Origin of the sequence: Lactobacillus sp. PV012, assembly GCF_014522325.1 — a bacterium.
Classification (GTDB): domain Bacteria; phylum Bacillota; class Bacilli; order Lactobacillales; family Lactobacillaceae; genus Lactobacillus.
The window spans coordinates 341,148-366,175 of the sequence record NZ_CP041983.1 but is presented as its reverse complement, the minus strand read 5'-3'; the positions used below and the strand labels follow the sequence as shown (position 1 = coordinate 366,175).

Sequence of the window (25,028 nt, the reverse complement as noted above, 5' to 3'; positions counted from 1 at the left end):
AAATCTCCTTTAATCTTTAATATTAACCAAGTCACCAAATAATTCTTGTGCCTTATCTACAACTGGATTACTTTTTGGCGTTTGTCGTTCTGAGTTATTCTTATTTAATAATTCAGCTTTGTGCTTACTCAAAAAGTCAGCTCTTACCTTTTGCCAATCCCTAGCAGCCACTAACACAATCTTGTAATTGTGCTGTGTCATTTTAGCTAATTGGGCTTCCAGCTCTCCTAATAATTCTACATCATTATTAGTGTATTTAAACCATAATTCATATTTGCATGACAAAACTACTTCTTGATTACTTGCTGCTACTGGTTCAAGAATTTTTACCATTGCTTGTTTATTATTAGGGAAAGTCGAAAGAACATCACTCCAGCTTTCCTTTATATTAACCAAATCATTTTTTGTTGCATTCATCAAAACGTGGTAAATTTTTTCTTTATTATCATATGCTACACCATTTGTCTGAGGCATAACAGTTTTTTCACTCCTAGGAGCTTCATCTTTATTTTTTGTTTGATTCAATGCAGATTTATGAAGTAAGCTTTGTACTTGTCTAGTTAAACTATTTATTTGATTTTGCAACTCACTTAATTCTTCACTAGGAACCTCTCCACCAGGTTGAGGAGAATCTTTTACTTGATGTGTCATTTTAACTGAAAAAACATCAAGTGGAATTGCTTGCTGATTAGTATACTTTAAATCATTCAAAGCTTCATTTGCTAACTTTGTTAATTTAAAAAACTTTTCTTCTGGAATCTCAGTTAGTGAGCTAGCAAAATCATTTAAAAAATAAGTATGACTTTTATCACCCTTTTTGGTTAATAGAGCTTGCACACTCAATTCGATCAATTCATTTAAAATATTTTTACTACTTGCTCCGCTGGCAAGCAATTCTTTAATCAAGCTTAAGGAATCCTCTGTGTGCGTCTGCATCAACTGTAAGAATAATGTTTCAATCTTTTCTTGAGCTGCAAAGCCAGTAATTTTTAAAGTATCTTCATATTTAATTTGATCTTGGTCATAGGACAAAATTTTATCTAAAATACTCAAACTATCCCGCATTCCACCATCTGCAACTTGTGCAATTACTTTTAGTGCCTTTTCATCATAAGAAACATTTTCTGCTTTTAAAATTACTTTCATTCGGGCAATTAAGTCCATTTGCGAAATACGTTTAAAGTTGTAACGCTGCGTTCTTGAAATAATTGTTGCGGGAACTTTTTGCAATTCTGTTGTTGCTAAAATAAAGACTACATGCTCAGGAGGTTCTTCCAAAGTTTTTAAAAGGGCATTAAATGCACCCATGGACAACATGTGAACCTCATCAATGATGTAAACTTTATACTTTCCTTGCGTTGGAGCATACTTTACTTTATCTCTAATATCACGAATTTCATCTACTCCATTATTCGAAGCAGCATCGATTTCAATAATATCATTCATTGCTCCTTGATCAGCTGCTATACAATTAGCGCATTCATTACAAGGTTCTCCGTCTTGTAAATTCGTACAATTAAGAGCTTTTGCAAAAATTTTCGCACAAGATGTTTTTCCTGTTCCTCGCGGACCGCCAAATAAAAAGGCATGCGACACTTTGCCACGCTTGATTGCATTTTTTAATGTATCAGTTATCGCTTCTTGGCCTACTACATCATCAAATAAACGTGGTCGCCACTTACGATAAAGCGCTTGATAAGCCATATATACTCCTTTACCGAATTAAAAAGCTCTCAACTCTTTAAAAGAGTTAAGAGCGATCAAATGTCTCAAAAAAAGGCACATATCCAAGCAACCTTAGTGCTGCTACCTTCCGGTCCTGACACGATTCAGAGGTCAGATATTGCCTGTATTTAATAATACTCTATTTTAAGAAAAATTTCCACTATCTTTTACTTTTTGCTTCTTTCGAATTGCCCTAAAAAAATCTTTTAACATTTGAGCAGCTAAAGGCTGGTAAATTCCACCATAAACTTGTGGATGATGATTAAACTTATCTACTTTAAAGAGATCAATTACACTTCCAGCCGCTCCCGCCTTAGGATCAAATGCTCCATAATAAACATCTTTTAAACGAGCATTAATAATTGCTCCAGCACACATTGCACATGGCTCAAGGGTTACAAAAAGGCTACAATCAATTAGCCGCCAAGAACCCAAAGTTTCACAGGCTTGCCTAATTGCAATCAATTCTGCATGTTGTGTAGCATCTTCATCGAGCTCACGCCGATTATACCCTTCACCTATTACATTTCCAGCCTTATCAACCACAATTGCGCCAATCGGAACCTCACCTTGACTTTGAGCTTGCTGCGCTTGTTTAAAAGCCAGTTGCATAAATTTTTCTTTTTCTTCTTTAGAACGCACTTTTTTCCCTCACTTCTAGTTAATTATAGCAAATCAGGGAGAAATCCGTCGCAAAATAGTTACTAATCTTTGCGATGAAAAGTGTAACAATTCAAAAAATAAGCTCCTGCTCCAATAAAATAGATAAAGGCTATGCCTGTGATACCGAATAGTGCATTATTATTTAAAGCTACGGCAGTTAGACCAATCGCTGCAAGAACTACAATAATGGTTAAGATAATATTGATTGCTTTCATATCTATACTCCTATACAAATAGTATATTTTAATTCTTGCTTTAATAATATCAACTATTATTCAAAAAAGCTACTATTAGGTTTAATTTTTTATACTCTTTAGCAAATAATATCCTTTATCACGCGCTAAAATTTCACAATTACCAAAAGTTGCTTCAAGTAATTTTTTAGCACTAGGTGCTCCTTGCTTTTTTTGAATAATCACAAGCAATACCCCATCTTTTACTAAATGATCTTTGGCATTTTCCAAAATTTCATCAACTACTTTTTTACCTGCACGAATTGGTGGATTTGTACAAATTAATCCATACTTCTTATCGCTTGCAATCTCATGATAAGCATTGGAAGAATAGATATTCACATTATTCAATTGATTGATCTTTGCATTTCTCTTAGCTAATTCTAAAGCACGTTCGTTTACATCTACCATATCTACTGTCTGATTCGGCCAAAACTTCGCTGCAAATAATCCAATCGGCCCATAACCTGTCCCAACATCCAAAATACCAACTGGTGGAAAATGAACTCCCTTCATTGCCTTAATTAAAACTCCTGACCCATAGTCAATCCTAAGTTTTGAAAAAACTCCTGCATCAGTTGTGAACTTTAAATCTACTTTGTCTACTTTATAATGTACCTGTCTTTCATCATGTTTTGCATCCGGATTAGTCGCAAAATACATTTGATTTTTTTCAGCCATTACTTGTCCTCTTTTCTACTTTTCATTTAACATTTTACTATTCTTTTTTCAAAATGTGGATTAAATAAATTAATAGAAATAAATGGTATAATAACTAAGAAACAGTTTATACTGAACAATCACAATTAGTAAGAAGGGAAATTTTATGGATATTTCATTTCCAATTTTTATCGTTCTTGTAGTTATTGGAATAATTGCTTTAATTATCGGCTTTAACATTAAAGGAAAATCAAAAGTATTTGGTCAAGAATTAGAGACTAGTAAGCAAACCTGGGCAAGATTTTGGATTACTGCTGGTTGGGTAGTTATTGGCTTATCCGTGCTTTACTTTATTTTTGGGATTATTTTACACTTATACTTTAAACTATATTAAAAAGATGGTTCTCACGAACCATCTTATTTTTTTGGATTTCTATGTTTAAACCATTTTTCTAATTTTTCAATTCCTTCTGGACCTTTATTCTGTGCAGACTTCAAATTATTAAGTTCCTGCTGGATCTCTTGATTTTGTCGAACTAGATTTTCGTTTTGCTGTTCTAAGTTTTCCAATTTTTTTAAAATCAAGCGTATACTATCATCATCTGATAAGAGTTCTTTATTTGAATCCCTTTTTACTAAGTATGTAGTTAGAGTTGAAGTTAAGATTCCCATCACTCCAATCCCTAAAAATATCATTACTAAAGTCACAAATTTTCCAATTAAGGTATGAGCAACTAAACTCTTAGAAGAAACATCACTGTAGCCAACTGTAGAAGCTGTTGAAATTGCCCACCAAAAAGCCTCATCTAAAGAAACATGTTCTGTAAGAGCAATTCCAATTGAACCAAGCAGTAAAAAAGTCAGTGAAAAGTAAATCACATATAAAAAACCAGAATTATGAAAAATTTTTCTTAATCTTCCCATCAATCCAGTTAACCGAATTAGACGCAAAAATCTAATTGGAATTAAAAAACCAACTTCTGTCATTATTATCCAGATAAACACTAAACTAATTGGTAAAATAGAGAGTAATTCAAAAATATTATTTTTTACATACTCTTTTTTATTCTTTGACCTAAACAGCTGCCAAAAATAATCAACTGCCAATATAGCTAATAAAGCATTATTTATCCAGAACCATTTACTATGCGTCGTATTTAAGTTAATGACCGCTGCATAATCTAATACGATTAGTAAAATGGAAAATATCGCAATAAAAGCTATTACCCAGTTATAAATATTTTTTCGGGACAAACTAAATTTTATTTTCGTATTTTTCATTTTACAACTTTCTAAATTTATAAAAAAATAAGCTCTCTGCAAATGGCAAAGAGCTTATCTTATAAATGAGACTATTACTTAACAGTAACAGTAGCACCAACTTCTTCAAGCTTAGCCTTGATGTCGTTAGCTTCGTCTTCAGAAACAGCTTCCTTAACGTTCTTAGGTGCACCATCAACAAGATCTTTAGAATCCTTAAGGCCAAGACCAGTGATGTCACGTACAACCTTGATAACCTTAACTTTTTCTTGACCAACGTCAGTTAATTCAACGTCAAATTCAGTCTTACCAGCGTCACCACCAGCAGCACCTGCAGCTGCAACTGGAGCAGCAGCTGAAACGCCAAATTCATCTTCGATAGCTTTTACTAAATCGTTCAATTCAAGGATTGATGCATCTTTTAAAGCTTCAATAATCTTATCAGTATCTAAAGCCATTATAAGTTTCCTCCGTAATATAAATTAATTTTTTGACTATTTATCTTATTCGTCCTTAGAATCAGCAACAGCCTTAACAGCATATGCCACGTTGCGAACAGGTGCTTGTAATACAGAAAGTAACATAGAAAGCAAACCTTCGCGACCTGGGATAGAAGCAAGCTTCTTGATTTCGTCTTGGCTGGCAACCTTACCTTCGAGCATACCACCCTTAATTGATAAGGCATCAATATCGTCTTCATATTTTGAAACGATACGAGCTGGTTCTGTAATATCCTCTGCATCAGCAGTATAAACAACAGCAGTTGGACCTACAAAAGTATCTTCCAATCCTTCGATCCCAGCTTTTTTAGCAGCACGTTCTAAGTAAGTATTCTTGATGACCTTCATCTTTACGTTAGAATCACGTAATTCTTTACGTAAATTAGTAACTTCTTCAACAGTTAAACCTAAGTAATCAACAACAAGAATTGCCTTTGCTTCCTTAAGTTCTTCTGCAAATGCGTCAACAAGTTTTTCTTTAGCAGCAATAGCAGCTTTACTCAATGAATTCACCTCCAGATTTTTAATACATCTTTTAATACTACAGTGTAGTATAATATAAATCCTATCTGCCGAAATTAAAAACTCCACGCCAAAAACACGTGGAGTTGTAATACTCTTTGTTTTCTGGCCTCGGCGGGATATTGAGGCATGTTGCCACCCGAGTCTTAGGTAGAATTTACTTCACCAAATACTTTACTAGGTATCCATAAAGATGTCAACCATTTTTTAAAATAAAAAGCTTTGAATTTTCTTCAAAGCTCTTCATTCTAATTAGTCTAAGTTTAATGGATCCAAGTGGATACCTGGTCCAAAGGTTGCTGAAACAGCAACACTCTTAATATATTGTCCTTTTGCTGCAGCAGGACGTGCACGTAAAATAACATCACGTAAAGCATTAAAGTTTTCAGCTAACTTATCTGCTTCAAATGAAGCTTTACCAATAGGTGCGTGAATTAAACCTTGCTTATCAACACGGTATTCTACTTGACCAGCCTTAACATTTTCAACTGCTTTAGCAACATCCATAGTTACAGTACCAGTCTTAGGGTTAGGCATTAAACCTTTAGGTCCTAAGATACGACCTAAACGTCCTACTTTAGCCATCATCATTGGTGTTGCAACAACAACATCAAAGTCTAAATAACCATTTTGAATCTTTTCTACTAATTCGTCACCGCCAACTTCATCAGCACCAGCTTCTTTTGCAGCTTCTGCTTGTGGACCTTCAGCAAAAACGATAACTTTTTGGCTCTTACCAGTACCATTAGGTAAAACGATAGAACCACGAATTTGTTGATCAGCTTGTTTTGGATCAACAGAAAGATTATAAGCAACTTCAATAGTTGCATCGAAATCAGCGTATGAAGTTTCTTTAGCTAACTTCATTGCTTCATCTACTGAATAAAATTTGTTTGAATCAACTTTTTTAGCTGCTTCTAAATATTTTTTACCATGCTTTGGCATGTGATTTCCTCCTTGCAAATGTGGTCAAACGAGTTCTCAACTCTCCCACCTTGATTCGTTAACTTTGGTTAACAATCCGACATTTCTAAAAAGTATGGATTAGTCTTCGACTTCAAATCCCATGCTTCTAGCAGTACCTTCAATCATGCGCATAGCAGCTTCAACATCTGCAGCGTTTAGATCTTGCATCTTGGTTTCGGCGATTTCCTTAACTTGTGCCTTAGTAACCTTAGCTACCTTCTTAGTATTAGGTTCACCAGATCCCTTATCAACCTTAGCAGCTTTCTTTAAAAGAACTGCAGCAGGTGGAGTCTTAGTAATGAATTCGAATGAACGATCTTCATATACAGTAATAACTACAGGAATAAGCATTCCCTTTTGATCAGCAGTACGTGCATTAAAGTCCTTAGTAAAACCAACAATGTTGATTCCAGCTTGACCCAATGCAGGACCTACTGGAGGTGCAGGAGTTGCTGCACCAGCAGGAATTTGTAATTTAACTACATTAATAACTTTTTTTGCCACGGTCAATACCTCCTTGATTCCGTGATGCGGTTATAGTGGAGAATTTTCCTTTTTCTCCTCCCACAATATTACAGATACTGTGTTATTGTAGCATCATTTATTTTTAATTACAATATCAGTCATCTAATTTTTTTACTTGGTCATAATCAAGTTCAGCATTAGTTTGACGACCAAACATATCAATCACAGCAGTTAACTTACCTTTTTCAGGTTCAATTTCAGTAATTTTTCCTGAAAGGCCATTGAAAGCACCACCTGTAATTGTAACTGTTTCTCCAATTTCATATTCTACGTCTGGAATTGATTTATTATTTGTCTTGTTAGCAGATAAAATTCGCTCAACTTCATCATCATAAAGTGGAGATGGCTTAGAACCACCACCATGGCTTCCGATAAACCCTGTTACATTAGGAGTGTTTCTAACAACAAACCAGCTTTCATCAGTCATGATCATTTCAACTAAAACATAACCAGGGAAAATCTTCTCTTCAACTTCTTGTTTCTTTCCCCGAACCATTTCAGTTTTTTCTTCTTCAGGAACTACTACTCTGAAAATATAATCTTGCATCCCCAATGATTGTGCACGAGAGAGTAAATCCTTCTTTACTTTGTCTTCATAACCTGAATAAGTGTGTACCACGTACCATTGTTTTTTCTGAGTTTCAACCATTTTAAACCTCTTATTAATCAAATAAAATCTGCGAAATAAAAAACCTCCATCAGGGAGGTTTAACTTTGTATTAATTATATCACACTACCAACTTTATAAGAATAATTGTGTCATATAAGTAAATAGCCAATCTAAAATTCCAAGATAAACACCAAACAAAATAGTACTTCCCACAACTACTGCTGTATCACGTCTATTTTGTTTCCAAGTTGGCCAAGAAACTTTTTTCATTGTTTGGCCTACACTCTTTAAAAATTTAAACATTTACTTTCCCCTACCTTGTTTCTTTGTGAACCGTTTGCTTACCGCAATGTTTACAAAACTTTTTTAATTCCAATCGTTGACTTCTGTTTTTACTTGCAGCAATAGAATAATTGCGTGATCCACAAACTGTGCATGCAAGTGAAGCTTTTTTAACTACCATTTTTTTCACTCCTAAATTAAATAATTTAATAAGTATTAACTTAAAGTGAACCTTAAATTGTACAGTTATAGCCTTGTACTTTAAATTCTAATTCACTTTTTTATGAGTTGCAAGACATATAAATCTTATTATTAACATATAAATTCTTTAAAATCAAAAAAATTGCTTTTAATGCGCTTTCATTATACGTGTACATCTATTAATGGGAGCGTTTTTCTATTATAATCTTGCTTGCATGTTATTTTTTTATTAAATTTCAGAGGGGAAAATATTATTTTATGGAACATACATGGATGATAAAGTACTGGGCTGAATTTCTCGGAACAGCTATTTTAGTACTTTTTGGTAACGGTGCCGTAGCTAACGCTATGTTAAAAGGTACTGCTGGTAATAATGAAAATGATAAAGCTAACGGTGGTTGGATTTTAATTGCTTGGGGATTTGGATTCGGTGTCATGATTCCTGCTTTCCTATTCGGAGCAATTTCAGGAAATCACTTAAATCCTGCCGTAACTTTAGCTCAAGCAACTGCAGGAGTCTTTCCTTGGGCTCACGTAGTTCCTTATATCATCGCCCAATTACTTGGGGCAATGGTAGGGCAATTACTTGTTGTTGCACTTTACTATCCATATATTAAACAAACTAAAGAAGTTGACGCCGTATTCGGAAGCTTTTCTACATCAGATTATGCAAACAGTAGATTTAACGGTTTTATTACTGAGTTTATCGATACAGCCATTTTACTTTTTGCTGCTGTAGGTCTTTATAGAGGAATGTTCTACCACCAATCAGTAGATATTGCTAACATCGGCGTAGGATTCTTAATTACTGCCCTTGTTATGTCTGGTGGTGGACCAGCAGGTCCCGCTCTTAACCCTGCTCGTGACTTAGGTCCTAGATTGATTTATACTATCTTACCACTTCCCAACAAGGGTTCATCTCACTGGGAATATGGTTGGATTCCAGTAATTGCTCCTATTTTAGGAGGTATCTGCGGAGTATTACTTTACAAAGTAATTTTCGGACTTTAACATTTATTTTTTAGCTGCTAAGATAATTCTTAGCAGCTTTTTATTTAGGAGAAATTTAATGAAAATTATTATCGCACCTGATTCTTTTAAAGGCTCGCTTACTGCAGACGAGGTGAGCCAAGAAATTCATACCGGTCTCTTACGTGTGTTTCCTCATGCAAAGTATCAATTAATTCCAATGGCAGATGGTGGGGAAGGTACCCTTGAGGCTTTAGTAACAGCCACCAAAGGAAGTTTTATTAAAGTAAAAGTTCATAATCCACTTCATAAAATTACCGAAAGTTATTTTGGATTAACTGGTGATAAACAAACTGCAATCATTGAAATGGCACAAGCCAGTGGATTACAGTTCGTGGACAAAAATACGGCTAACCCAGGCTTTACATCAACCTATGGAACCGGTGAATTAATAGCTAAAGCCCTAGAATATAATCCCAAGAATATTATTATTACTATGGGTGGAAGTAGTACTAATGATGCTGGAGCAGGAATGATCACTGCTCTCGGGGCAAAATTATTAGACAACAATAACATGCCCGTTAACCTAGGTGGTGAAAACTTAGATTTAATTTCTAAAATCGATCTTACGGAATTAGATGCTCGCCTTAAAAAGACTAATATTATTTTAGCAACCGATGTTCAAAATCCTTTAACTGGAAAACAGGGCGCTTCTCTTGTTTTCTCTAAACAAAAGGGTGCCAGCAATTCTCAGGCAATTATGCTAGATAAAAAACTCCACTCTTTTGCCCAACTTTCTAAACAAATTACAGGACTAGACCACGAATTTACCCCTGGTGCTGGGGCTGCCGGAGGTCTTGGCTTTGCAGGATTAACTTTTTTAAATGCCAAAATTGAATCCGGAATTGAGTTAGTATTAAAATTAACAAATTTTCATCAAAAAGCTAAAGATGCAGATCTAGTTTTTACTGGCGAAGGTGGAATCGACTTTCAAACTCAATTTGGTAAAACCCCTTTTGGAGTTGCCCAAGCAGCTAAACTTGCTAGTCCAAATTGCACTGTAATTGCTCTAGCTGGAAATATTGGGGCTAGTGTTGAAGTCTTATATGGGGATGATAAAATTGACGCAATTTTTGCTACAGAAACTGGTGCTAAATCCCTTTCTCAAGCTATTAAAGATAGCAAGCATGATCTTAGACAAACAAGTGAAAATATTGCTCGCTTAATTAAGCGACAACAAAAAAGGCGTTAGGTAATCTAACGCCTTTATTTTGAATTTTTTTGAATAAAATTCAAAATTTCAATATCTTTTTCTTCAAGCCATGGTAACATTTCCTCTTCTGCTTTAAGAGTATCATGACCACTTTTTTCTAAAAAGAAATTCCACATCCATTCACGGACACTGATTTCTTCTTTAGTATTTTCTAAAACTTCTTTTAACGGTTTATCTAGAAAGTTTGTCATTTTTTCATCCATTCTTTTAATCTTCCATATTAAATAATAACCGTTCAAGCTTCTTTTTACAACGATGCTTAGCCTGTTGCAATTGACTTTTTGTTACCTCAGTTAATTTGTCCTCATCTAGTTTTCCTAAATGATGGAGTAAAGCTAATACTTCCAAGCCTGATAGACTTGACACATATTCATTAAGAATCTTACTATTTGGTATTAACTGTAGGAGTGAACCTTCTTCTTGGATTATTCCATCATCAACCATTAATTCATAAGATAATGCCTTCCGATATGGTTCTCTTATCTTTGCCATTTCATGACGTAATAGTGAGCATGCATGATTTACCAAATTTGTCTTAAAAAAGGAACCAAATTTACCGCCTCTTTCAAAATCGTATTTTTTACAACTTTGATAGCATATCAAAAGTGAATCTTGATTCCAATCTTGATAATCATATGAACGTAGATAGAATCTTTTCTGCACATTAATTGCTACTCCCTGATATCTCTTCATTAATTCTTTTAAAGCTTCGCTATTTCTTTCCCTTACTAAGAGAATTAATTCTTCATCGTGTCTTTCTTCTAATTTCAAAATTGACTTTTCCTTTCTAATTTTTACTTTTAAAGAATACGATAAAATGAATTTTTCGCTAACCAAACACCAGTTTAAACAAGACAGATCCTTAATATTGTTGCAGCTAAATAAGACATCTATTTTTAGATGTCTCATTTTATTGATATTCTTAATTTAATGGGTGACGACTGTTAAACATTTGGTAAAGTAATACCCCTGTAGCAACACTCGCATTTAATGATTGAACATGGCCAACCATTGGAATCGTTAAAGTTTGATCCATTTGTTTTAGTAATAAAGGTGAAATTCCTTTACCTTCATTTCCAATTACCAAGACACTTTTACCTTGGGCATCCCAACGTCGATAATCTATTCCTTCCATCGCTGTGCCAAAGAACCAAAAGCCTCTTTTTTTCAATACTTTAGTTGTTTGTACTAAATTATTTACACGAGCAACTGGTACATGATCAATTGCTCCTGTTGAAGTTTTAGCTACCACTGATGTTAAGCCACTAGCACGACGCTTAGGAATAATTACCGCATCAACACCTGTAGCATCACTTGTTCTTAAAATTGAGCCCAAATTATGAGGATCTTCTATAGAATCTAGCATTAATAAAAAAGGTTCTTTCCCTTCTTCATCAAATTTATCAAGTAATTCATCTAAATTTGCATATTCAAAAGAAGCAATCGCTAAAACTAACCCCTGGTGATTACCTTGATTAGTTAATTGATCAAGTTTATTTTTAGGTGTTTCTTGAACAACTAAATTCTTTTTCTTAGCTAACTGATAAACTTGATTAGCAAAATCTTCGTGAATACCCTTTTGTAAAAAAACTTTATTTATTTTTTCAGCATCTTGCGTTTTTAAAAAATCAATTCCTGCATGACGTCCAAAAACAAAATCTTCTTTATTTTCACTCATTTTTTTCTCCATGTTCAACCTGATAAATACACCATTCACATAATTCTTTTACTCTCTCATCTTTGCCAGCTAAATCTAAATAACCAATTAAAGCCTCAAAGCCAGTTGATAATCGATAAGTAGCTAATGATGTATTTTTAGCGTGGGTATGGCTTTTGGCATTTCGACCACGATGATAGATATCTAACTCATCATTAGCCAACATTCCATCCTCTTCCATTTTAGTGATCAAATCTGCTTGGGCTTTAGCTGACACATAATGTGTTGCAGTTCTTTGTAATTTTTGAGGCCGAACGATACCACTTTTAACTAAATGACGACGGATATAGGCTTCATAAACACCATCCCCCAAATAAGCTAGGGTTAAGGAACTAGTGGTATAAGGATCAACCTTTTTTTCAACTAACTTTTTAGGCTTAGGCATGGTGCCACCTCGTTCCCTGAGGAGTGTCCTCTAAAATAATTCCTTTTTCCTTTAATTTATCACGCAATTCGTCACTTTTAGCCCAATCTTTATTCTCTCTGGCTTGATTTCTCTCAGCTATTAAGGCAAGGATTTCATCGTTATCAACCGAATTACTATTTTCTGCAAACTCTACTCCAAAAATTAAAAGCCATTGCTTTAAGAGATTGTAAGCTTGTTGCAAAGCTTCTTTATCAACTTTGTTTTTTTGTAAATGACTGTTAATTTCTGTCACAAAATCATACATAACACTCAAAGCATTTTGAACGTTAAAGTCGTCATCCATTTCTTTTTCAAATTTTTCTTTTGCTAAATTTACAGTTTTCAAAAAGTCAGTTGCTTCTTCTCCTGCTGTCTTGTCAGCTAAACGATCAGCCATATTTCTTAAAACTGTTTGATACCGCTCCAAAATCGTTTTTGCCTGCGTCAAACCATCTTCAGAATAATTAATAGGACGACGATACTGCACACTAGACATGTAAAAACGTAATACTTGAGGATCAACTTTTTTCAACAGATCATGTACTGTCACAAAATTATGCAAAGATTTTGACATCTTTTCTTGCTTTTTACCTACAGTTACAAATCCATTATGCATCCAATAATTTACAAACTTTTTACCTGTTTTTATTTCACTTTGTGCGATTTCATTTTCATGATGAGGAAACTCAAGATCTTGACCTCCACCATGAATATCAATGCTATCACCTAAGTATTTGGTGCTCATTACTGAACATTCAATATGCCAGCCTGGTCGTCCCTTACCCCATGGTGAGTCCCAAGCAATTTCATCTGTTTGTTTTTGTGCTTTCCAAAGAGCAAAGTCAATCGGATCTTCTTTCTTATCTTGCTCAGCATCTGAAATATGCTCAGAGGCTCCTTCTTCAAGTTGTGCAATATTTTTATCGCTTAATTTTCCATAATTTTTAAATTTCTTTGCACGATAGTATACATCCCCATCAACTTCATAAGCATATCCCTTATCAATTAAATCTTGCACAAAGGAAATAATGTCTTTGATTTCATGAGTAGCACGGGGATGAAGAGTAGCATCTTTAATATTTAATGCTTTTGTATCCTCTAAATAAGCTTCAATAAATCTATCTGCTAGTTCTGGAACAGTAATATTTTCTGCTCTAGCTTCATTAATCATTTTGTCATCAACATCTGTAAAATTAGAGACGTAATTTACATTGTAGCCTTTATATTCAAGGTAGCGTCTAATTGTATCAAAAGCAATTACACTTCTTGCGTTACCAATGTGAATATAGTTGTAAACCGTTGGCCCACAAACATACATGCTTACTTTTCCAGCCACTAAAGGTTTAAATTCTTCCTTCTGCCGGGTTAAGGTATTATAAATTTTCACACTCAAGCCTTCTTTCCTTGAATAAATTTCTATTTTCTATTTTACCAAAAAAGCCACGTTTTCACGTGGCTTTTAACTTTGAAAGCTTACTAAATATTTTCTTCATCCAATTGCTTTAAAGTCAAATCAATGTGCTTCATTGCTTTATCTTTACCCATTAATTCAAGGGCTTCTCCAATTCCAGGTCCCACCATTGAACGAGTAGCAGCAATTCTAATTGGCATAAAGAGTTTTCTTCCCTTTACCCCAGTTTGTTTACGAGTAGCTTGAATTGCATTCATAACTTGAACAGCAGTGAAACGAGGAATTAAATCAAGTTGTTTCTTGAATTCTTCAATTACTGGACGAGCATCATCATTTTTAATTTCTTCAATTTCTTCTGCAGTAAGCTTTGGTTCTTCTTCAAAGAAAATTTTAGAAAAATCAACAATTTGTTGAGTATAAGACATTTGAACAGCATAAATATTCACTAACTGACGAATCCATTCCATTTTTTCTGGACTGATTTCTTCACCTACACGACCTGCTTGTTGCAAATTATTTAAAGCTAAATCTAACAATACATCACGATCAGCATTCTTTACATATTGATTGTTAATCCACTCTAATTTCTTTTGGTCAAAAGCAGCTGGTGACTTAGAAAGACGATCTGGGTCAAAAGATTTAATTAATTCTCTCTTTGAAAAAATTTCGCTTTCTCCAACAGGTGACCAACCAAGCAAAGTTATAAAATTGAACATTGCATCTGGTAAATAACCAAGTTCACGATATTGTTCAATAAATTGGAGAACTGATTCATCACGTTTTGAAAGTTTCTTACCAGTTTCAGAATTAATGATCAATGTCATATGACCAAATTTAGGTGCATCCCATCCAAGCGCTTCATATACTACCAATTGCTTAGGAGTATTAGCCACATGGTCATCCCCACGTAAAACATGAGTAATTTCCATTAAGTGATCATCTATTACTACAGCAAAGTTATAAGTTGGCATTCCGTCACGCTTTTGAATAACAAAATCGCCACCAATAGTATCTGATTCAAAAGAAACTTTTCCTTTAACCATATCATCCCATGCATAAGTTCGATGTTCTGGAATATGAATTCTTACGACAGGAGTAATACCTTTTGCGGCTGCCTTTTCTTGAGCTTGCTTAATTTCATCTGCAGTCATGCCTTCATATTCATAAACATAATGAGGGGCAATTCCCATTGCACGTTGTTCTTCACGTTGCTCTTCAAGTTCTTCTTCAGTCTTATAAGAATAGTATGCTTTACCTTCATCAAGTAATTGCTGAATGTATTTGTTATAGATATCTTTTCTTTCAGACTGTCTATATGGGCCGTAATCTCCACCAATATCTGGACCTTCATCCCAATCAATCCCAAGCCAATGAAGATTCTCCATTTGAGATTTAGATCCACCTTCAACATTACGTTTTTGGTCAGTATCTTCAATTCGAAGGATCATTTTTCCTTTGTTATGACGTGCAAACAAATAATTAAATAATGCAGTACGTGCATTACCAATATGTAAGTGTCCAGTAGGACTTGGTGCATAACGTACACGAATCTTTTTCTTAGCCAATTAAAGCGCCTCTTTCATTCTTTATAAATGTGTCTCTTTAAGTTTAACTTTTCTCATAAAAAAGTTCAATTGTTTATCTTGTTATCCAAAAACTAGCTTTAAAGCTTGGGCTAAACTTGAAATTCCTATTACTTCAATATCGGTTCGATTTTTAAGGTCAGTTGATAAATTATGACGGGGAATAAAAATTCGTTTAAAGCCTATCTTTGCGGCTTCATTAACTCTTGCTTGAATTTGATTGACTCTTCTAACTTCACCCGTCAAGCCGATTTCTCCCACAAAGCAATCTGTTGCAGGAATTCCTTCATTTTTATAACTAGAAGCCACTGCCATTGCAATAGCTAAATCAATTGCTGGTTCATTTAATTTAATTCCACCTGTTGCCGTTAAAAAAGCATCTTGATTCTGTAACATTAAGTTACCTCTTTTTTCAAGCACAGCTAACAAAAGGGCAACACGATTATAATCAAGTCCAGAAGTAGTCCTTTTGGCATAACCAAAAGCAGTGGGCGCTACTAATGCCTGAATATCAGCCATAATGGGCCTTGTTCCTTCTAACGACACTACAATTGCTGAACCAGTTGAATCAGGTAAACGTTCATCTAGGAAAATTTCTGACGGATTAGTTACTTCTTTTAATCCTTCATTTTCCATTTCAAACATCCCCATTTCATTAGTGGCTCCAAAACGATTTTTTACAGACCGTAACATTCGATAAGCATGATGCCCATCTCCTTCAAAATACAAAACAGTATCTACCATATGTTCTAAAATCTTTGGCCCAGCAATTGCCCCTTCCTTGGTCACATGTCCAACTACAAAAACTGTAATTTCATCATTTTTTGCAATCTTCATTAATTCATTGGTAACTTCTTTGACCTGGGCAGCTGATCCTACCACCGAATCAAGACTCGGTTCGTTCATCGTTTGAATAGAATCAATTACTAAAAATTTCGGCTTTATTTCATCAATCTGATGCCGAATATTTTCCATATTTGTCTCTGGGTACAAAAGCATCCCCGACTCAGCCACATTTAAACGATCAGCTCTCATCTTAATTTGACTTGCTGACTCTTCTCCTGAAACATACAAAACTTTGTGTTTCTTTGCAATTGCACCCATGATTTGTAACATTAAAGTCGACTTACCAATTCCTGGATCTCCACCAATTAGTACAAGTGATCCCGGCACAATTCCTCCACCTAAAACCCGATTTAACTCTTCAAATTCTGTCTTAATTCGTGTTTCTTTTTCTGCCTTTACTTCATTAAGTTTTACTGGCTCATTTAATCCTACTTTGGTCATTAAACGACTGGGAGTTGCTTTAGTAGAAGTCTTAGAGCTTTGAATACTTTCTTTTTCAAACTGATTCCAGGCCCCACAATTAGGACAACGCCCCAAATATGAGGCAGAAATATATCCACAACTTCTACATTTATATTGAGTTTTAACTTTTGCCATTAACTATTCCTTCCTAATCCAGAAGAACCAAATCCACCATCTCTTTTTCTAATAATTGGCTCATCATTATCTGCTTTTAAATAAGGGAGAAAAATTCCCTGTCCAATACGTTCACCCTTTTTTATTTTTAGAGGTTTAACCCCATAATTTAATAGCTGAAAATAAATTTCTCCTTCATTATTTTCATTATTATAATAGTCACTATCAATTACACCAATTCCATTTGGTAAAGTCACATTTCTTTTAAAAGTATTCGATGAACGATTAGCTAAGATTAACACTTCATCGTCTGGCATATAACATTTTATTCCTGTCGGTACCAAAAAAGGTCTTAAGATCTCTGCTGCTAATTTGCAGTCATGCTCATTTACTTCATGGTGATTTCTAATTAATCTAAAAATCCGCACAAAATTAAAGCGCCAAATTGAAGGGATCACCACATCTTGCGCCGCTTCAAAATCATATCCTGCACTAGCAATAGTTTGGCGTCTAGGCAATGTTAGATTAGCATCCTTATACTTTGAGACAATTTCAAATCCTCTTTTATGCATTTTACTTCCTACCTTTGCTTAATTCTGATTTAATTCTAACGTATTTCTTTATGCAAAAAATACAAATTTTCACAAAATTAAATTAGACCTATTAATTTCAATGGTATAAAATACTTATAATTAACTATTAGGAGGTTTTTATTATGACAAAAGAAATCACATCTGACAAGATTAAAAACTTTAAAAAAGATTTTAAGTCTAGTCGTTCTAATCGAATTGCCAGCCGTGCCGCTCAAGAAAACGGTATTTATAAGGCCAGCCAAAGTTTAGAAACTAAGATCAACTTAGAACCTACATTTTCAATTGAAATCGACACTGGAAAAGTTGCTAATCAAAAACAATCTGGACGCTGCTGGATGTTTAGTGCTTTGAACACAATGCGTCACTCAATTCAAAAAGAATTTAAGATCAAGGATTTTGAATTATCTCAAAACTACACTAACTTTTGGGATAAATTTGAAAAATCTAACTGGTTCTTTGAAAATGTCATTGAAACTGCAGATAAAGATTTAGATGACCGTAAGGTAGCATTTTTATTTACTACTCCACAACAAGATGGTGGGCAATGGGATATGCTCTGTGGAATTATTGAAAAATATGGTATTGTACCAAAATCTGCTTATCCTGAAACTGCCAATGCCACTAATTCTCGTGCTTTAAATGACACTTTAAATACTTTACTTCGTAAAGACGGACTTGAATTACGTAAAATGGTTCAAGAGGGTAAATCAGATGAAGAAATCCAAAATCGCAAAGATGAAATGCTAGAAGAAGTTTATCGAATTTTGGCAATTTCTTTGGGAGTGCCACCTACTACCTTCGATTTTGAATATCGCGATGATGATAAAAACTTCCACCGTGATCCTAACTTAACCCCACAAGATTTCTTTAAAAAGTATGTTGGCTGGGATTTAAGTCAATACATCTCAACTATTAACGCACCTACAGAAGATAAACCATTCCATAAGGTTTTCTCAGTTGAATATTTAGGAAATGTTAAAGGTGGACGTCAAGTTCGTCACTTGAACTTACCAATTGATGAAATGAAAAACCTAATTATTGAACAATTAAAAAATGGTGAAGTTGTTTGGTTTGGTTCTAACGTTGTTAAAGATTCAGAACGTCAAGCAGGTTTACTAGATACCAAATTATATCGACGTGACGAGCTATTCAACGTTGACTTTGATATGTCAAAAGCTGATCGTTTGAACTCTGGCGAATCCTTAATGGATCATGCAATGGTAATCACCGGCGTAGACTTAGTTGATGGTAAACCTACTAAATGGAAGATTGAAAACTCATGGGGTGAAAAACCTGGTTTTAAAGGCTACTTTGTAATGAGTGATGATTGGTTTGATAATTTTGTTTATCAAGCTGTTATTAACAAAAAATACCTCTCTGAAGATTTAAAGAAAGCCTTTGAAGAAGGCAGTAAAAATCCTATTCAACTTTCTCCATGGGATCCAATGGGTGCTTTGGCAACTAAATTTTAATGAATAAAAAACTACACAAATCTTTGTGTAGTTTTTTGTTACCAAATGTGCAATAAGCGGGTTGGATCAATTTTTGATAAATTGAATTGATGAACATGTTGATGCTTATTCTCTGGAAATTCCTTAACAAAATCTCCAATATTATATAAACCTGTGGAATAGCTCCAAACACCTTTAACCTTTCTGATTGGATCTAACATCTCATTACGAATTGGATAAGCAGAAATCAAAAAGTGCTTTCGATGAAATTTAAACACAAAAAATGGTAATTTAAAATCTTTAATAGCTTCTTGAGCTGTCTTAGCTAAAGGAATTACATTTCGATAAGTTCCATACTCTGCGTTAAATTTATCATTAAATGAAAAATAAAAATTCGAAATATGAACACTAGGAAAATGTTCAGGTTTTACCTTATCTGGGACACAAATTACATGGGCATAATGGTCAAGATTTTTTTCTTTTTGACTTAAAGCGTGTTCCATCCCCGTTGGTAAAATTGAAAAGGCCCAATCTGGAATTTCTGGATGTGCAATGTATTCGTTATACATCATTTTAACCACTTCTGGCTTAACCCAATCATAATGCATTCGTGTCCGATTGCGACGTAGTAATCCATCTAAAGTATTGTGATACATCAAATCTACCACAAACAATTCATAATGATATTTATCCACCCAAGGCTTAAAGTGTTCAATTGATTCCGGCGTAATATGAGTTCCATCTACTATCACAGTTTCCCCACGCTTCATTTTTTCTTCTACAAATTCATCAACTAAAGCAGTTGCCTTTTTATTAGCGTAGCGTGGTACTACTTGATGAAGATAATCATACTTTTTTTCATAAAATACTGTTAAATCTGCTAAAAGCAAACGTACTTCATCACGAGAAATTGCGTATGGTTGTAGATGGTGGCGAGCAATAAAAGAAGATTTGCCAGAACCCGGTGCTCCCCTCAATAAAAATATTTTACGCATCTATTTTCTCCATTTATTAATAGTCTTAATCACTATTGAATTTTATCATAATAATTGACTTTCTACACTATCAATCAAAGGATACTAGCTGAATTAAGAAAAAATCTTTTTATCTTTAATATTTAACTGCTTATCAAATTCATAAACTATTGGTTGGGCATTAGGAACTTCTAGGTTTAAAATTTCATGATTATCTATGTTCTCTAACTTTTTAATCAAGGCTCTTAAACTTGAGCCATGAGCAACAATTAATTGATCCTGACCAGCTACCAAGTAAGGAGCAATTTGATCTTCAAAATAGGGCATTAATCTTTTTTGAGTTTGGTGCAAACTTTCAGCTCTAGGAATTAATTTTGGATCTAAAAATTGATAACGACGGTCTGGGGAATTATTTTCTAATTTGGGTGGTACACTATCAAACCCACGTCGCCATTCTTTTACTTGTTCAATCCCAAAAATTCGTTTTGATTCTTCTTTATTAATTCCTTTGAGTGCCCCATAGTGTCTTTCATTTAAGCGCCATGTTTTAGTAATTGGGAGCCACAAAAAGCCCCCAATTTCCGCAATAATATTGGCAGTAATAATTGCTCGCGATAACAAAGAAGTGTGAATATGGGTAGGTGAGAAGTCCTTTAAGTTGCTGATAATTCTTCCTGCTTCTTTTGCTTGTAAAATTCCTTTTTTACTTAATGCAACATCATTCCATCCTGTATAGACGTTTTCTGCATTTGCCACACTCTCGCCATGTCTTACCAAAACTAATTTTGCCACTTTTTATCCTATCTAGTGTATCACTAACATAACTATTCCTGTAATTGTGAAAATAATGCCTAAAATTAAAAAGCTCTTTTCTCCACCTGTTGGATATTTCATCTTGCTAACTTTATCCTGACCAGTAAAAGTAATTTTCTTTTCTGCAATTAATTTCTTATTTAGTCGTCTTTTCCAGGCTGTATAAAGATCCCATAAGCCCACTACTAATACAATAATACTAACCCATATATTACTCATTATTCATCCTCATTTTTATCTCGATGGACACTGCTTCCATTAACTTTTTGATCTAAAGCTCGCACCCCATCTTTAAATACTTGCTTAGATTTCTTTAAAATTTCTTGGCCTTTTCCATCAGTTGCCTTATTAACTTTATTAGCTCCTTGCGCAATAGCTGCTTTAATTGTTGGCCATTGATTTTTGTGGAAACTTTCGGCTTGTTTTTTTGCTAAACTAGCTAACTGGGTTGCCTCTTTTTTAATTTGAGACTTTAATTCATCAGTATCAATTTTCATTACAATCGTCTCCTTCACTTATTCTCTCAGCTAACATTGCATCGTTTTTTCCGCGAATACATTCTGCTTGTAAAGTTACGTGGTTTATTCCCAAAGTTTTGAGTTTTTCTTCAATTTCACCATAAAGATTATCTAAACTTGCAGCATCCATTTTACCATCGACATTAATGTGGGCATCCAGCATGGTCATATCTTCAGAATATTGCCAAACGTGCATGTGATGAACATTTTTAACTTCTGGAAACTTTAAAATTATCTTACTTACTTCATTTAAATCAATGCTAGGGTTGGTCTCCATTAAAATATTAGCTGCCTTGATTGTAACTTTATATGCTTCATTCAGTAAAAATAATGAAGCTGCAATTGTTAATACCGGATCAATCCATTCTACTTTCCAAATTGCGATTATAATTGCTCCTACCACTACAGCAATACTTGTCAATGCATCTGACATCATATTTAAAAAAGTTGCCCGTGCATTTAAACTTTTCTTTGCATCCCTTGCCACTATCAACATCGAAACCACATTAGCTGCTAACCCAATTAGCGCTACCCATAGCATGATGCCACTCTTAATAACTTCAGGATGAGAAAAACGTCTGATTCCTTCTACTAGCAAAAAAATACTAATGATAATCAAAATAATTCCATTGGTAAAAGCCGCCAAAATTTCTGCACGTTCATAACCAAAAGTTTTGCTTTCATTTCTTTTTCTTCTAGCAATCAAATTAGCTACAAAGGCTAAAATTATTGAACCAACATCACTCAAGTTATGCACTGCATCTGATAACAATGCTAATGAACCTGAAAGAGCACCTCCAATAAATTCTGCCACCGTAATCAGAATATTTAAAACTGTTACCCAAAAATATGCTAAGCTAGATTTTTTATCCATGTTTTTCCTCAAAATTATAGATTAACTAAATCACTACTCTTTACATTATAATCCACAATTTCAAAACGGTCATTATCATGTAAAATCCCACGCGAAACACTGCCATTTGCTGGAAATTCAATTTTATTTTTGTCATTATAATTAATCCAGTATTTGGTTCCCAAAGTTTTAATAAAATCTCCATGCGATACAATTAAAACTCGCCCTAGATCTTTAGTTTCTTCACCCAACTGCTTTATTGCTTGCTGCATTCTTTCTTCTAATTCTTGCTCATTTTCTGCTAAATGACGTGGGTCAGCTTCTTTAGTGGCCTGTCTAAATTTTTTCATCCCTAAAGTAGCGATAATTTTATCGATATCTGTTTCAGGTCCCATTCCTCCAGCAATGGCAATTTTCTCCCAGGTTTCATTAATATCGTCACCTTCAAAGGAGCCAAAAAATACTTCTCTAAATGCTGGTAACTTTTTGATTTTTCCAATCTTTGATACTTTATTTTCTCCAGCAATTAAATGAACTGTATCAATTGCTCTTTTTAAATCCGAACTATACATTTTATCAAAGTGAACTTGTGATAGATGCCGCGCAGTTACTTTTAAATCATTAATTCCTTTAACCGTTAACGGTGAATCTGCCCAACCTTGTACCTTATTTAGCTGATTGAACATTGTTTCACCATGACGAACTAAATATACCTCAGTAGCCATCTTCTCAGCTCCTCTTCCCTATGTTTCACAAAAATAATACCATTTACCTAATCTTACCAAATAGCACTTTTTATGCAAGTTTTGCTAAAATATTTTTATGTGTTTCACAATATTAATTACTACAAAGTAGACATTATTCTAGAAATTCTCTCTAATTCTTTTATAATTAAATTTGAGAAAGGATGATTTTATGGTAAAAGTAGCTGTAGTTTTTGCAGATGGAGCAGAAGAAATCGAAGGATTAACTAGTGTCGATGTTTTACGCCGCCTTAATGTAGAATGTGATATGGTCGGGCTTGATAAAAAAGCTATTACTGGTGGGCATAATATTCCTTTAGAATGCAGCAAAGTTGTCGATGACAGTTTATTAGACTACGACATGGTAGTTTTCCCTGGGGGACTTAAAGGAGCCGAGAATTTACGCGATAGTGCTACTTTGAAAGATTTGATGCTTAAACGTCATCAATTAGGTAAATGGAATGCAGCGATGTGTGCGGCTCCAATTGCCTTTTCAAGATATGGTTTATTAACTGATACTAACTATACCTGTTATCCAGGATTTGAAACTGAAATTTCACAAGAAAGTCCAAGTAGTCACTTTTCCACTGATATTACAGTCACAGATCAAGAGCAAAAAATTATCACCAGTCGTGGCCCAGCCACTGCTTTAGCTTTTGCTTATCAAATTGCAGAAACTTTAGGAATCGATACAGCCGGGCTACAAGAGGGTATGCTCTATGATTATTTAAAAGAAAATATTGATAAATAAAAAGTTTGTACATCTCATGCAACGGATGTACAAACTTTTATTTATTCATCAACTTAGTAAGTTGATAAGAATTTCTAATAAAATGATTTAAATCTTCACACTCTCTTCCTGTCACTTTCTGAAAATCATCACTTACTTGATTCAATAACCCTAATGAAGCTGCTTTTGCTAAACTTAAATCTATTCCTGATGCTTCAAAATTATCTTGAGGAGCATACTCAATTTCTTCCTCTATAATTTGTGATAACAGATAAGCTAATTCAACCATATTGTAGCCTTGAGGAGCCGTTAACAAATACGTTTGCCCCTTTTTCTGATGTAAAAATCTCTGTGTAGCAATTTTTGCTACTGCATGGGCAACATCATTAGCGGTAATAAAGTTTATTTTGTTAATTCCACATGGAGACTTAATTTTTCCATTCTTTCGAATTTCTAAGATATCTTTTACTATTTTATCTGCCAAGACTCCATGGCGAATCAACGTATAATTAATAGAGCTGGCTGCTAATCGTCTTTGAAGATACCCATATAAAGCTGAAAATACATAAGGATTATTACTTTGGTCAGCAAACAGATTGATAAGCATAAAATTAACTTTTTTGCCTTTAACTCTAACTAACAAATTTTCAAAATTATTAATTTGTGTTTGAATATTTTCCTGCTCAGAAGGTAAATAAATGATGCAGTCTCCATTTTCAATTAAATTTAAACTACTCGTAACTCCTATTGACTTATCAACTAGGGATGAAATCCAGGCAGTTATTTTTTGACCTAAAGAATGAGTTGAATTTATTATATACTTCACTTTAAATGCCCCTTTTTCTTTAATTTTAAAAGATGGGAGTACATTATACAAAGATTATTTATTACTTTTCTTGATTTTATTACATGGTATCTAAATTTACACAGCGTTTCGTTGCAATAATATACTAAAAATCTCCACAAAAAAACTCAGCAAAAGCTGAGTCTTTGAGATATTTAAACGATAATAAAATAATATTAACGTTTTGAGAATTGTGAAGCTTTGCGGGCTTTCTTCAAACCTGGCTTCTTTCTTTCCTTCATTCTTGGGTCACGAGTTAACATACCAGCCTTCTTAAGCGGACCACGGAAATCTGGGTCAACTTCTAAAAGTGCACGTGCAATACCAAGACGAATTGCACCAGCTTGGCCTGAGAAACCACCACCGTTAACATTAACTAAAATGTCATATTGACCTTCAGTTTCAGTAATGTCTAATGGTTGTTTCATATCCTTAACCAAGTTAGGGTATGGAATGTATTTAGTTACGTCTTCTTTATTAATGGTAATCTTACCATTACCTGGTACTAAACGAACGCGCGCAACAGAATCTTTGCGGCGACCAGTTCCAGCGTAAGCTGCTTGTTGTGCCATTTATTAAAA

Annotated in this window: 33 protein-coding genes, 1 other RNA gene and 1 other annotated feature; of the genes, 5 read left to right on the top strand and 29 right to left on the bottom strand. The window is 34.2% G+C overall.

Translation table 11 applies throughout. From position 1 onward, the window contains the following. Window positions 1-9: 9 nt before the first annotated feature. The 5 genes from dnaX to FP433_RS01800 form a co-directional block, all read right to left on the bottom strand. The gene (dnaX, locus tag FP433_RS01820; protein ID WP_265486902.1) at window positions 10-1,704 is read right to left on the bottom strand and encodes a DNA polymerase III subunit gamma/tau; all 1,695 of its coding nucleotides are present in this window, start codon (window positions 1,702-1,704) and stop codon (window positions 10-12) included. Between the two features lie 59 nt (window positions 1,705-1,763). Next, window positions 1,764-1,860, bottom strand: an RNA gene (ffs, locus tag FP433_RS01815) — signal recognition particle sRNA small type. A 9-nt stretch (window positions 1,861-1,869) separates the two neighbouring features. Then, window positions 1,870-2,367, bottom strand: coding sequence for a tRNA adenosine(34) deaminase TadA (tadA, locus tag FP433_RS01810; protein WP_265483406.1), 498 nt, complete (start codon window positions 2,365-2,367; stop codon window positions 1,870-1,872). A 62-nt stretch (window positions 2,368-2,429) separates the two neighbouring features. Next, entirely contained in the window at window positions 2,430-2,603 is a 174-nt protein-coding gene (locus tag FP433_RS01805; RefSeq protein WP_265483408.1) for a hypothetical protein, read from the bottom strand. Between the two features lie 81 nt (window positions 2,604-2,684). Beyond that, complete coding sequence (locus FP433_RS01800) at window positions 2,685-3,302, bottom strand: class I SAM-dependent methyltransferase (RefSeq protein WP_265483410.1); 618 nt, start codon at window positions 3,300-3,302, stop codon at window positions 2,685-2,687. 145 nt (window positions 3,303-3,447) lie between these two features. Between FP433_RS01800 and FP433_RS01795 the strand changes: the two genes are divergently transcribed. Then, the gene (locus tag FP433_RS01795) at window positions 3,448-3,675 is read left to right on the top strand and encodes a hypothetical protein (protein WP_265483411.1); all 228 of its coding nucleotides are present in this window, start codon (window positions 3,448-3,450) and stop codon (window positions 3,673-3,675) included. 23 nt (window positions 3,676-3,698) lie between these two features. Here the strand turns inward: FP433_RS01795 and FP433_RS01790 are convergent, their stop codons facing one another. The 8 genes from FP433_RS01790 to rpmG form a co-directional block, all read right to left on the bottom strand. Continuing rightward, window positions 3,699-4,562, bottom strand: coding sequence for an ion channel (locus FP433_RS01790; RefSeq protein WP_265486900.1), 864 nt, complete (start codon window positions 4,560-4,562; stop codon window positions 3,699-3,701). Between the two features lie 74 nt (window positions 4,563-4,636). After that, window positions 4,637-4,999: a 50S ribosomal protein L7/L12 gene (gene rplL, locus FP433_RS01785; protein ID WP_265483415.1), complete on the bottom strand. Its 363-nt coding sequence runs from the start codon at window positions 4,997-4,999 to the stop codon at window positions 4,637-4,639. Between the two features lie 45 nt (window positions 5,000-5,044). Continuing rightward, window positions 5,045-5,545 (bottom strand): 50S ribosomal protein L10, encoded by a 501-nt coding sequence (rplJ, locus tag FP433_RS01780; RefSeq protein WP_265483416.1) that lies wholly within the window; start codon window positions 5,543-5,545, stop codon window positions 5,045-5,047. 65 nt (window positions 5,546-5,610) lie between these two features. After that, window positions 5,611-5,732: a sequence feature (ribosomal protein L10 leader region), on the bottom strand. Window positions 5,733-5,815: 83 nt separating this feature from the next. Beyond that, window positions 5,816-6,508, bottom strand: coding sequence for a 50S ribosomal protein L1 (gene rplA / locus FP433_RS01775; RefSeq protein WP_265483418.1), 693 nt, complete (start codon window positions 6,506-6,508; stop codon window positions 5,816-5,818). Between the two features lie 99 nt (window positions 6,509-6,607). Next, on the bottom strand, window positions 6,608-7,033 hold the full coding sequence (gene rplK / locus FP433_RS01770; protein WP_117117543.1) for a 50S ribosomal protein L11: 426 nt from the start codon (window positions 7,031-7,033) through the stop codon (window positions 6,608-6,610). Window positions 7,034-7,148: 115 nt separating this feature from the next. Continuing rightward, the gene (gene nusG / locus FP433_RS01765) at window positions 7,149-7,703 is read right to left on the bottom strand and encodes a transcription termination/antitermination protein NusG (protein WP_265483420.1); all 555 of its coding nucleotides are present in this window, start codon (window positions 7,701-7,703) and stop codon (window positions 7,149-7,151) included. Window positions 7,704-7,796: 93 nt separating this feature from the next. Continuing rightward, the gene (gene secE / locus FP433_RS01760; RefSeq protein WP_265483422.1) at window positions 7,797-7,967 is read right to left on the bottom strand and encodes a preprotein translocase subunit SecE; all 171 of its coding nucleotides are present in this window, start codon (window positions 7,965-7,967) and stop codon (window positions 7,797-7,799) included. Between the two features lie 10 nt (window positions 7,968-7,977). Then, window positions 7,978-8,127 (bottom strand): 50S ribosomal protein L33, encoded by a 150-nt coding sequence (rpmG, locus tag FP433_RS01755; protein ID WP_265483424.1) that lies wholly within the window; start codon window positions 8,125-8,127, stop codon window positions 7,978-7,980. A gap of 278 nt (window positions 8,128-8,405) precedes the next feature. On the opposite strand from rpmG, the gene FP433_RS01750 reads away from it, so the two are divergent. Then, complete coding sequence (locus tag FP433_RS01750) at window positions 8,406-9,158, top strand: MIP/aquaporin family protein (RefSeq protein ID WP_265483426.1); 753 nt, start codon at window positions 8,406-8,408, stop codon at window positions 9,156-9,158. Between the two features lie 58 nt (window positions 9,159-9,216). Then, entirely contained in the window at window positions 9,217-10,368 is a 1,152-nt protein-coding gene (locus FP433_RS01745; protein WP_265483427.1) for a glycerate kinase, read from the top strand. A 14-nt stretch (window positions 10,369-10,382) separates the two neighbouring features. On the opposite strand, the gene FP433_RS01740 is transcribed toward FP433_RS01745, so the two are convergent. The 8 genes from FP433_RS01740 to FP433_RS01705 form a co-directional block, all read right to left on the bottom strand. Next, window positions 10,383-10,592 (bottom strand): hypothetical protein, encoded by a 210-nt coding sequence (locus tag FP433_RS01740; RefSeq protein WP_265483429.1) that lies wholly within the window; start codon window positions 10,590-10,592, stop codon window positions 10,383-10,385. A gap of 4 nt (window positions 10,593-10,596) precedes the next feature. Beyond that, window positions 10,597-11,160, bottom strand: coding sequence for a sigma-70 family RNA polymerase sigma factor (locus FP433_RS01735; RefSeq protein WP_265483430.1), 564 nt, complete (start codon window positions 11,158-11,160; stop codon window positions 10,597-10,599). Window positions 11,161-11,311: 151 nt separating this feature from the next. After that, window positions 11,312-12,067 (bottom strand): 23S rRNA (guanosine(2251)-2'-O)-methyltransferase RlmB, encoded by a 756-nt coding sequence (rlmB, locus tag FP433_RS01730; RefSeq protein ID WP_265483432.1) that lies wholly within the window; start codon window positions 12,065-12,067, stop codon window positions 11,312-11,314. Then, a complete protein-coding gene (locus FP433_RS01725) occupies window positions 12,060-12,491 on the bottom strand; it encodes a Mini-ribonuclease 3 (protein ID WP_265483434.1) in 432 nt (143 codons plus the stop codon). The genes rlmB and FP433_RS01725 overlap by 8 nt, the downstream gene beginning before the upstream one ends. Then, on the bottom strand, window positions 12,484-13,899 hold the full coding sequence (gene cysS / locus FP433_RS01720; RefSeq protein WP_265483436.1) for a cysteine--tRNA ligase: 1,416 nt from the start codon (window positions 13,897-13,899) through the stop codon (window positions 12,484-12,486). The genes FP433_RS01725 and cysS overlap by 8 nt, the downstream gene beginning before the upstream one ends. A gap of 89 nt (window positions 13,900-13,988) precedes the next feature. Then, a complete protein-coding gene (gene gltX / locus FP433_RS01715; RefSeq protein ID WP_265483438.1) occupies window positions 13,989-15,488 on the bottom strand; it encodes a glutamate--tRNA ligase in 1,500 nt (499 codons plus the stop codon). 81 nt (window positions 15,489-15,569) lie between these two features. Next, window positions 15,570-16,949 carry a DNA repair protein RadA gene (gene radA, locus FP433_RS01710; RefSeq protein ID WP_265483440.1) on the bottom strand — a complete coding sequence of 460 codons (1,380 nt, stop codon included), beginning with the start codon at window positions 16,947-16,949 and terminating at the stop codon, window positions 15,570-15,572. Continuing rightward, the gene (locus tag FP433_RS01705; protein ID WP_265483441.1) at window positions 16,949-17,500 is read right to left on the bottom strand and encodes a dUTP diphosphatase; all 552 of its coding nucleotides are present in this window, start codon (window positions 17,498-17,500) and stop codon (window positions 16,949-16,951) included. Before FP433_RS01705 ends, radA begins: the two co-directional genes overlap by 1 nt. A 143-nt stretch (window positions 17,501-17,643) precedes the next feature. Between FP433_RS01705 and pepC the strand changes: the two genes are divergently transcribed. Further along, window positions 17,644-18,993 (top strand): aminopeptidase C, encoded by a 1,350-nt coding sequence (pepC, locus tag FP433_RS01700; protein ID WP_265483443.1) that lies wholly within the window; start codon window positions 17,644-17,646, stop codon window positions 18,991-18,993. Between the two features lie 38 nt (window positions 18,994-19,031). On the opposite strand, the gene FP433_RS01695 is transcribed toward pepC, so the two are convergent. From FP433_RS01695 to FP433_RS01670, 6 genes are all read right to left on the bottom strand, one after another. Beyond that, window positions 19,032-19,967, bottom strand: coding sequence for an AAA family ATPase (locus tag FP433_RS01695; protein ID WP_265483445.1), 936 nt, complete (start codon window positions 19,965-19,967; stop codon window positions 19,032-19,034). Window positions 19,968-20,060: 93 nt separating this feature from the next. Then, window positions 20,061-20,738: a 2,3-bisphosphoglycerate-dependent phosphoglycerate mutase gene (locus FP433_RS01690; protein ID WP_265483446.1), complete on the bottom strand. Its 678-nt coding sequence runs from the start codon at window positions 20,736-20,738 to the stop codon at window positions 20,061-20,063. Window positions 20,739-20,750: 12 nt separating this feature from the next. Further along, on the bottom strand, window positions 20,751-20,978 hold the full coding sequence (locus tag FP433_RS01685) for a hypothetical protein (RefSeq protein WP_416202975.1): 228 nt from the start codon (window positions 20,976-20,978) through the stop codon (window positions 20,751-20,753). Continuing rightward, window positions 20,978-21,256, bottom strand: a complete 279-nt coding sequence (locus FP433_RS01680; RefSeq protein ID WP_265483447.1) for a hypothetical protein — start codon at window positions 21,254-21,256, stop codon at window positions 20,978-20,980. The genes FP433_RS01685 and FP433_RS01680 overlap by 1 nt, the downstream gene beginning before the upstream one ends. Continuing rightward, on the bottom strand, window positions 21,246-22,151 hold the full coding sequence (locus FP433_RS01675) for a cation diffusion facilitator family transporter (protein WP_265483449.1): 906 nt from the start codon (window positions 22,149-22,151) through the stop codon (window positions 21,246-21,248). The genes FP433_RS01680 and FP433_RS01675 overlap by 11 nt, the downstream gene beginning before the upstream one ends. Before the next feature lie 14 nt (window positions 22,152-22,165). Then, window positions 22,166-22,855 (bottom strand): histidine phosphatase family protein, encoded by a 690-nt coding sequence (locus tag FP433_RS01670; protein WP_265483451.1) that lies wholly within the window; start codon window positions 22,853-22,855, stop codon window positions 22,166-22,168. Between the two features lie 190 nt (window positions 22,856-23,045). Here FP433_RS01670 and FP433_RS01665 point away from each other — a divergent pair, with 190 nt between their 5' ends. Beyond that, window positions 23,046-23,624, top strand: a complete 579-nt coding sequence (locus FP433_RS01665) for a DJ-1 family glyoxalase III (protein ID WP_265483453.1) — start codon at window positions 23,046-23,048, stop codon at window positions 23,622-23,624. 37 nt (window positions 23,625-23,661) lie between these two features. Here FP433_RS01665 and FP433_RS01660 read toward each other — a convergent pair whose 3' ends face one another. Then, window positions 23,662-24,429 (bottom strand): hypothetical protein, encoded by a 768-nt coding sequence (locus FP433_RS01660; protein WP_265486898.1) that lies wholly within the window; start codon window positions 24,427-24,429, stop codon window positions 23,662-23,664. 194 nt (window positions 24,430-24,623) lie between these two features. Beyond that, window positions 24,624-25,019 carry a 30S ribosomal protein S9 gene (rpsI, locus tag FP433_RS01655; RefSeq protein ID WP_265483456.1) on the bottom strand — a complete coding sequence of 132 codons (396 nt, stop codon included), beginning with the start codon at window positions 25,017-25,019 and terminating at the stop codon, window positions 24,624-24,626. Window positions 25,020-25,028: the final 9 nt, after the last annotated feature.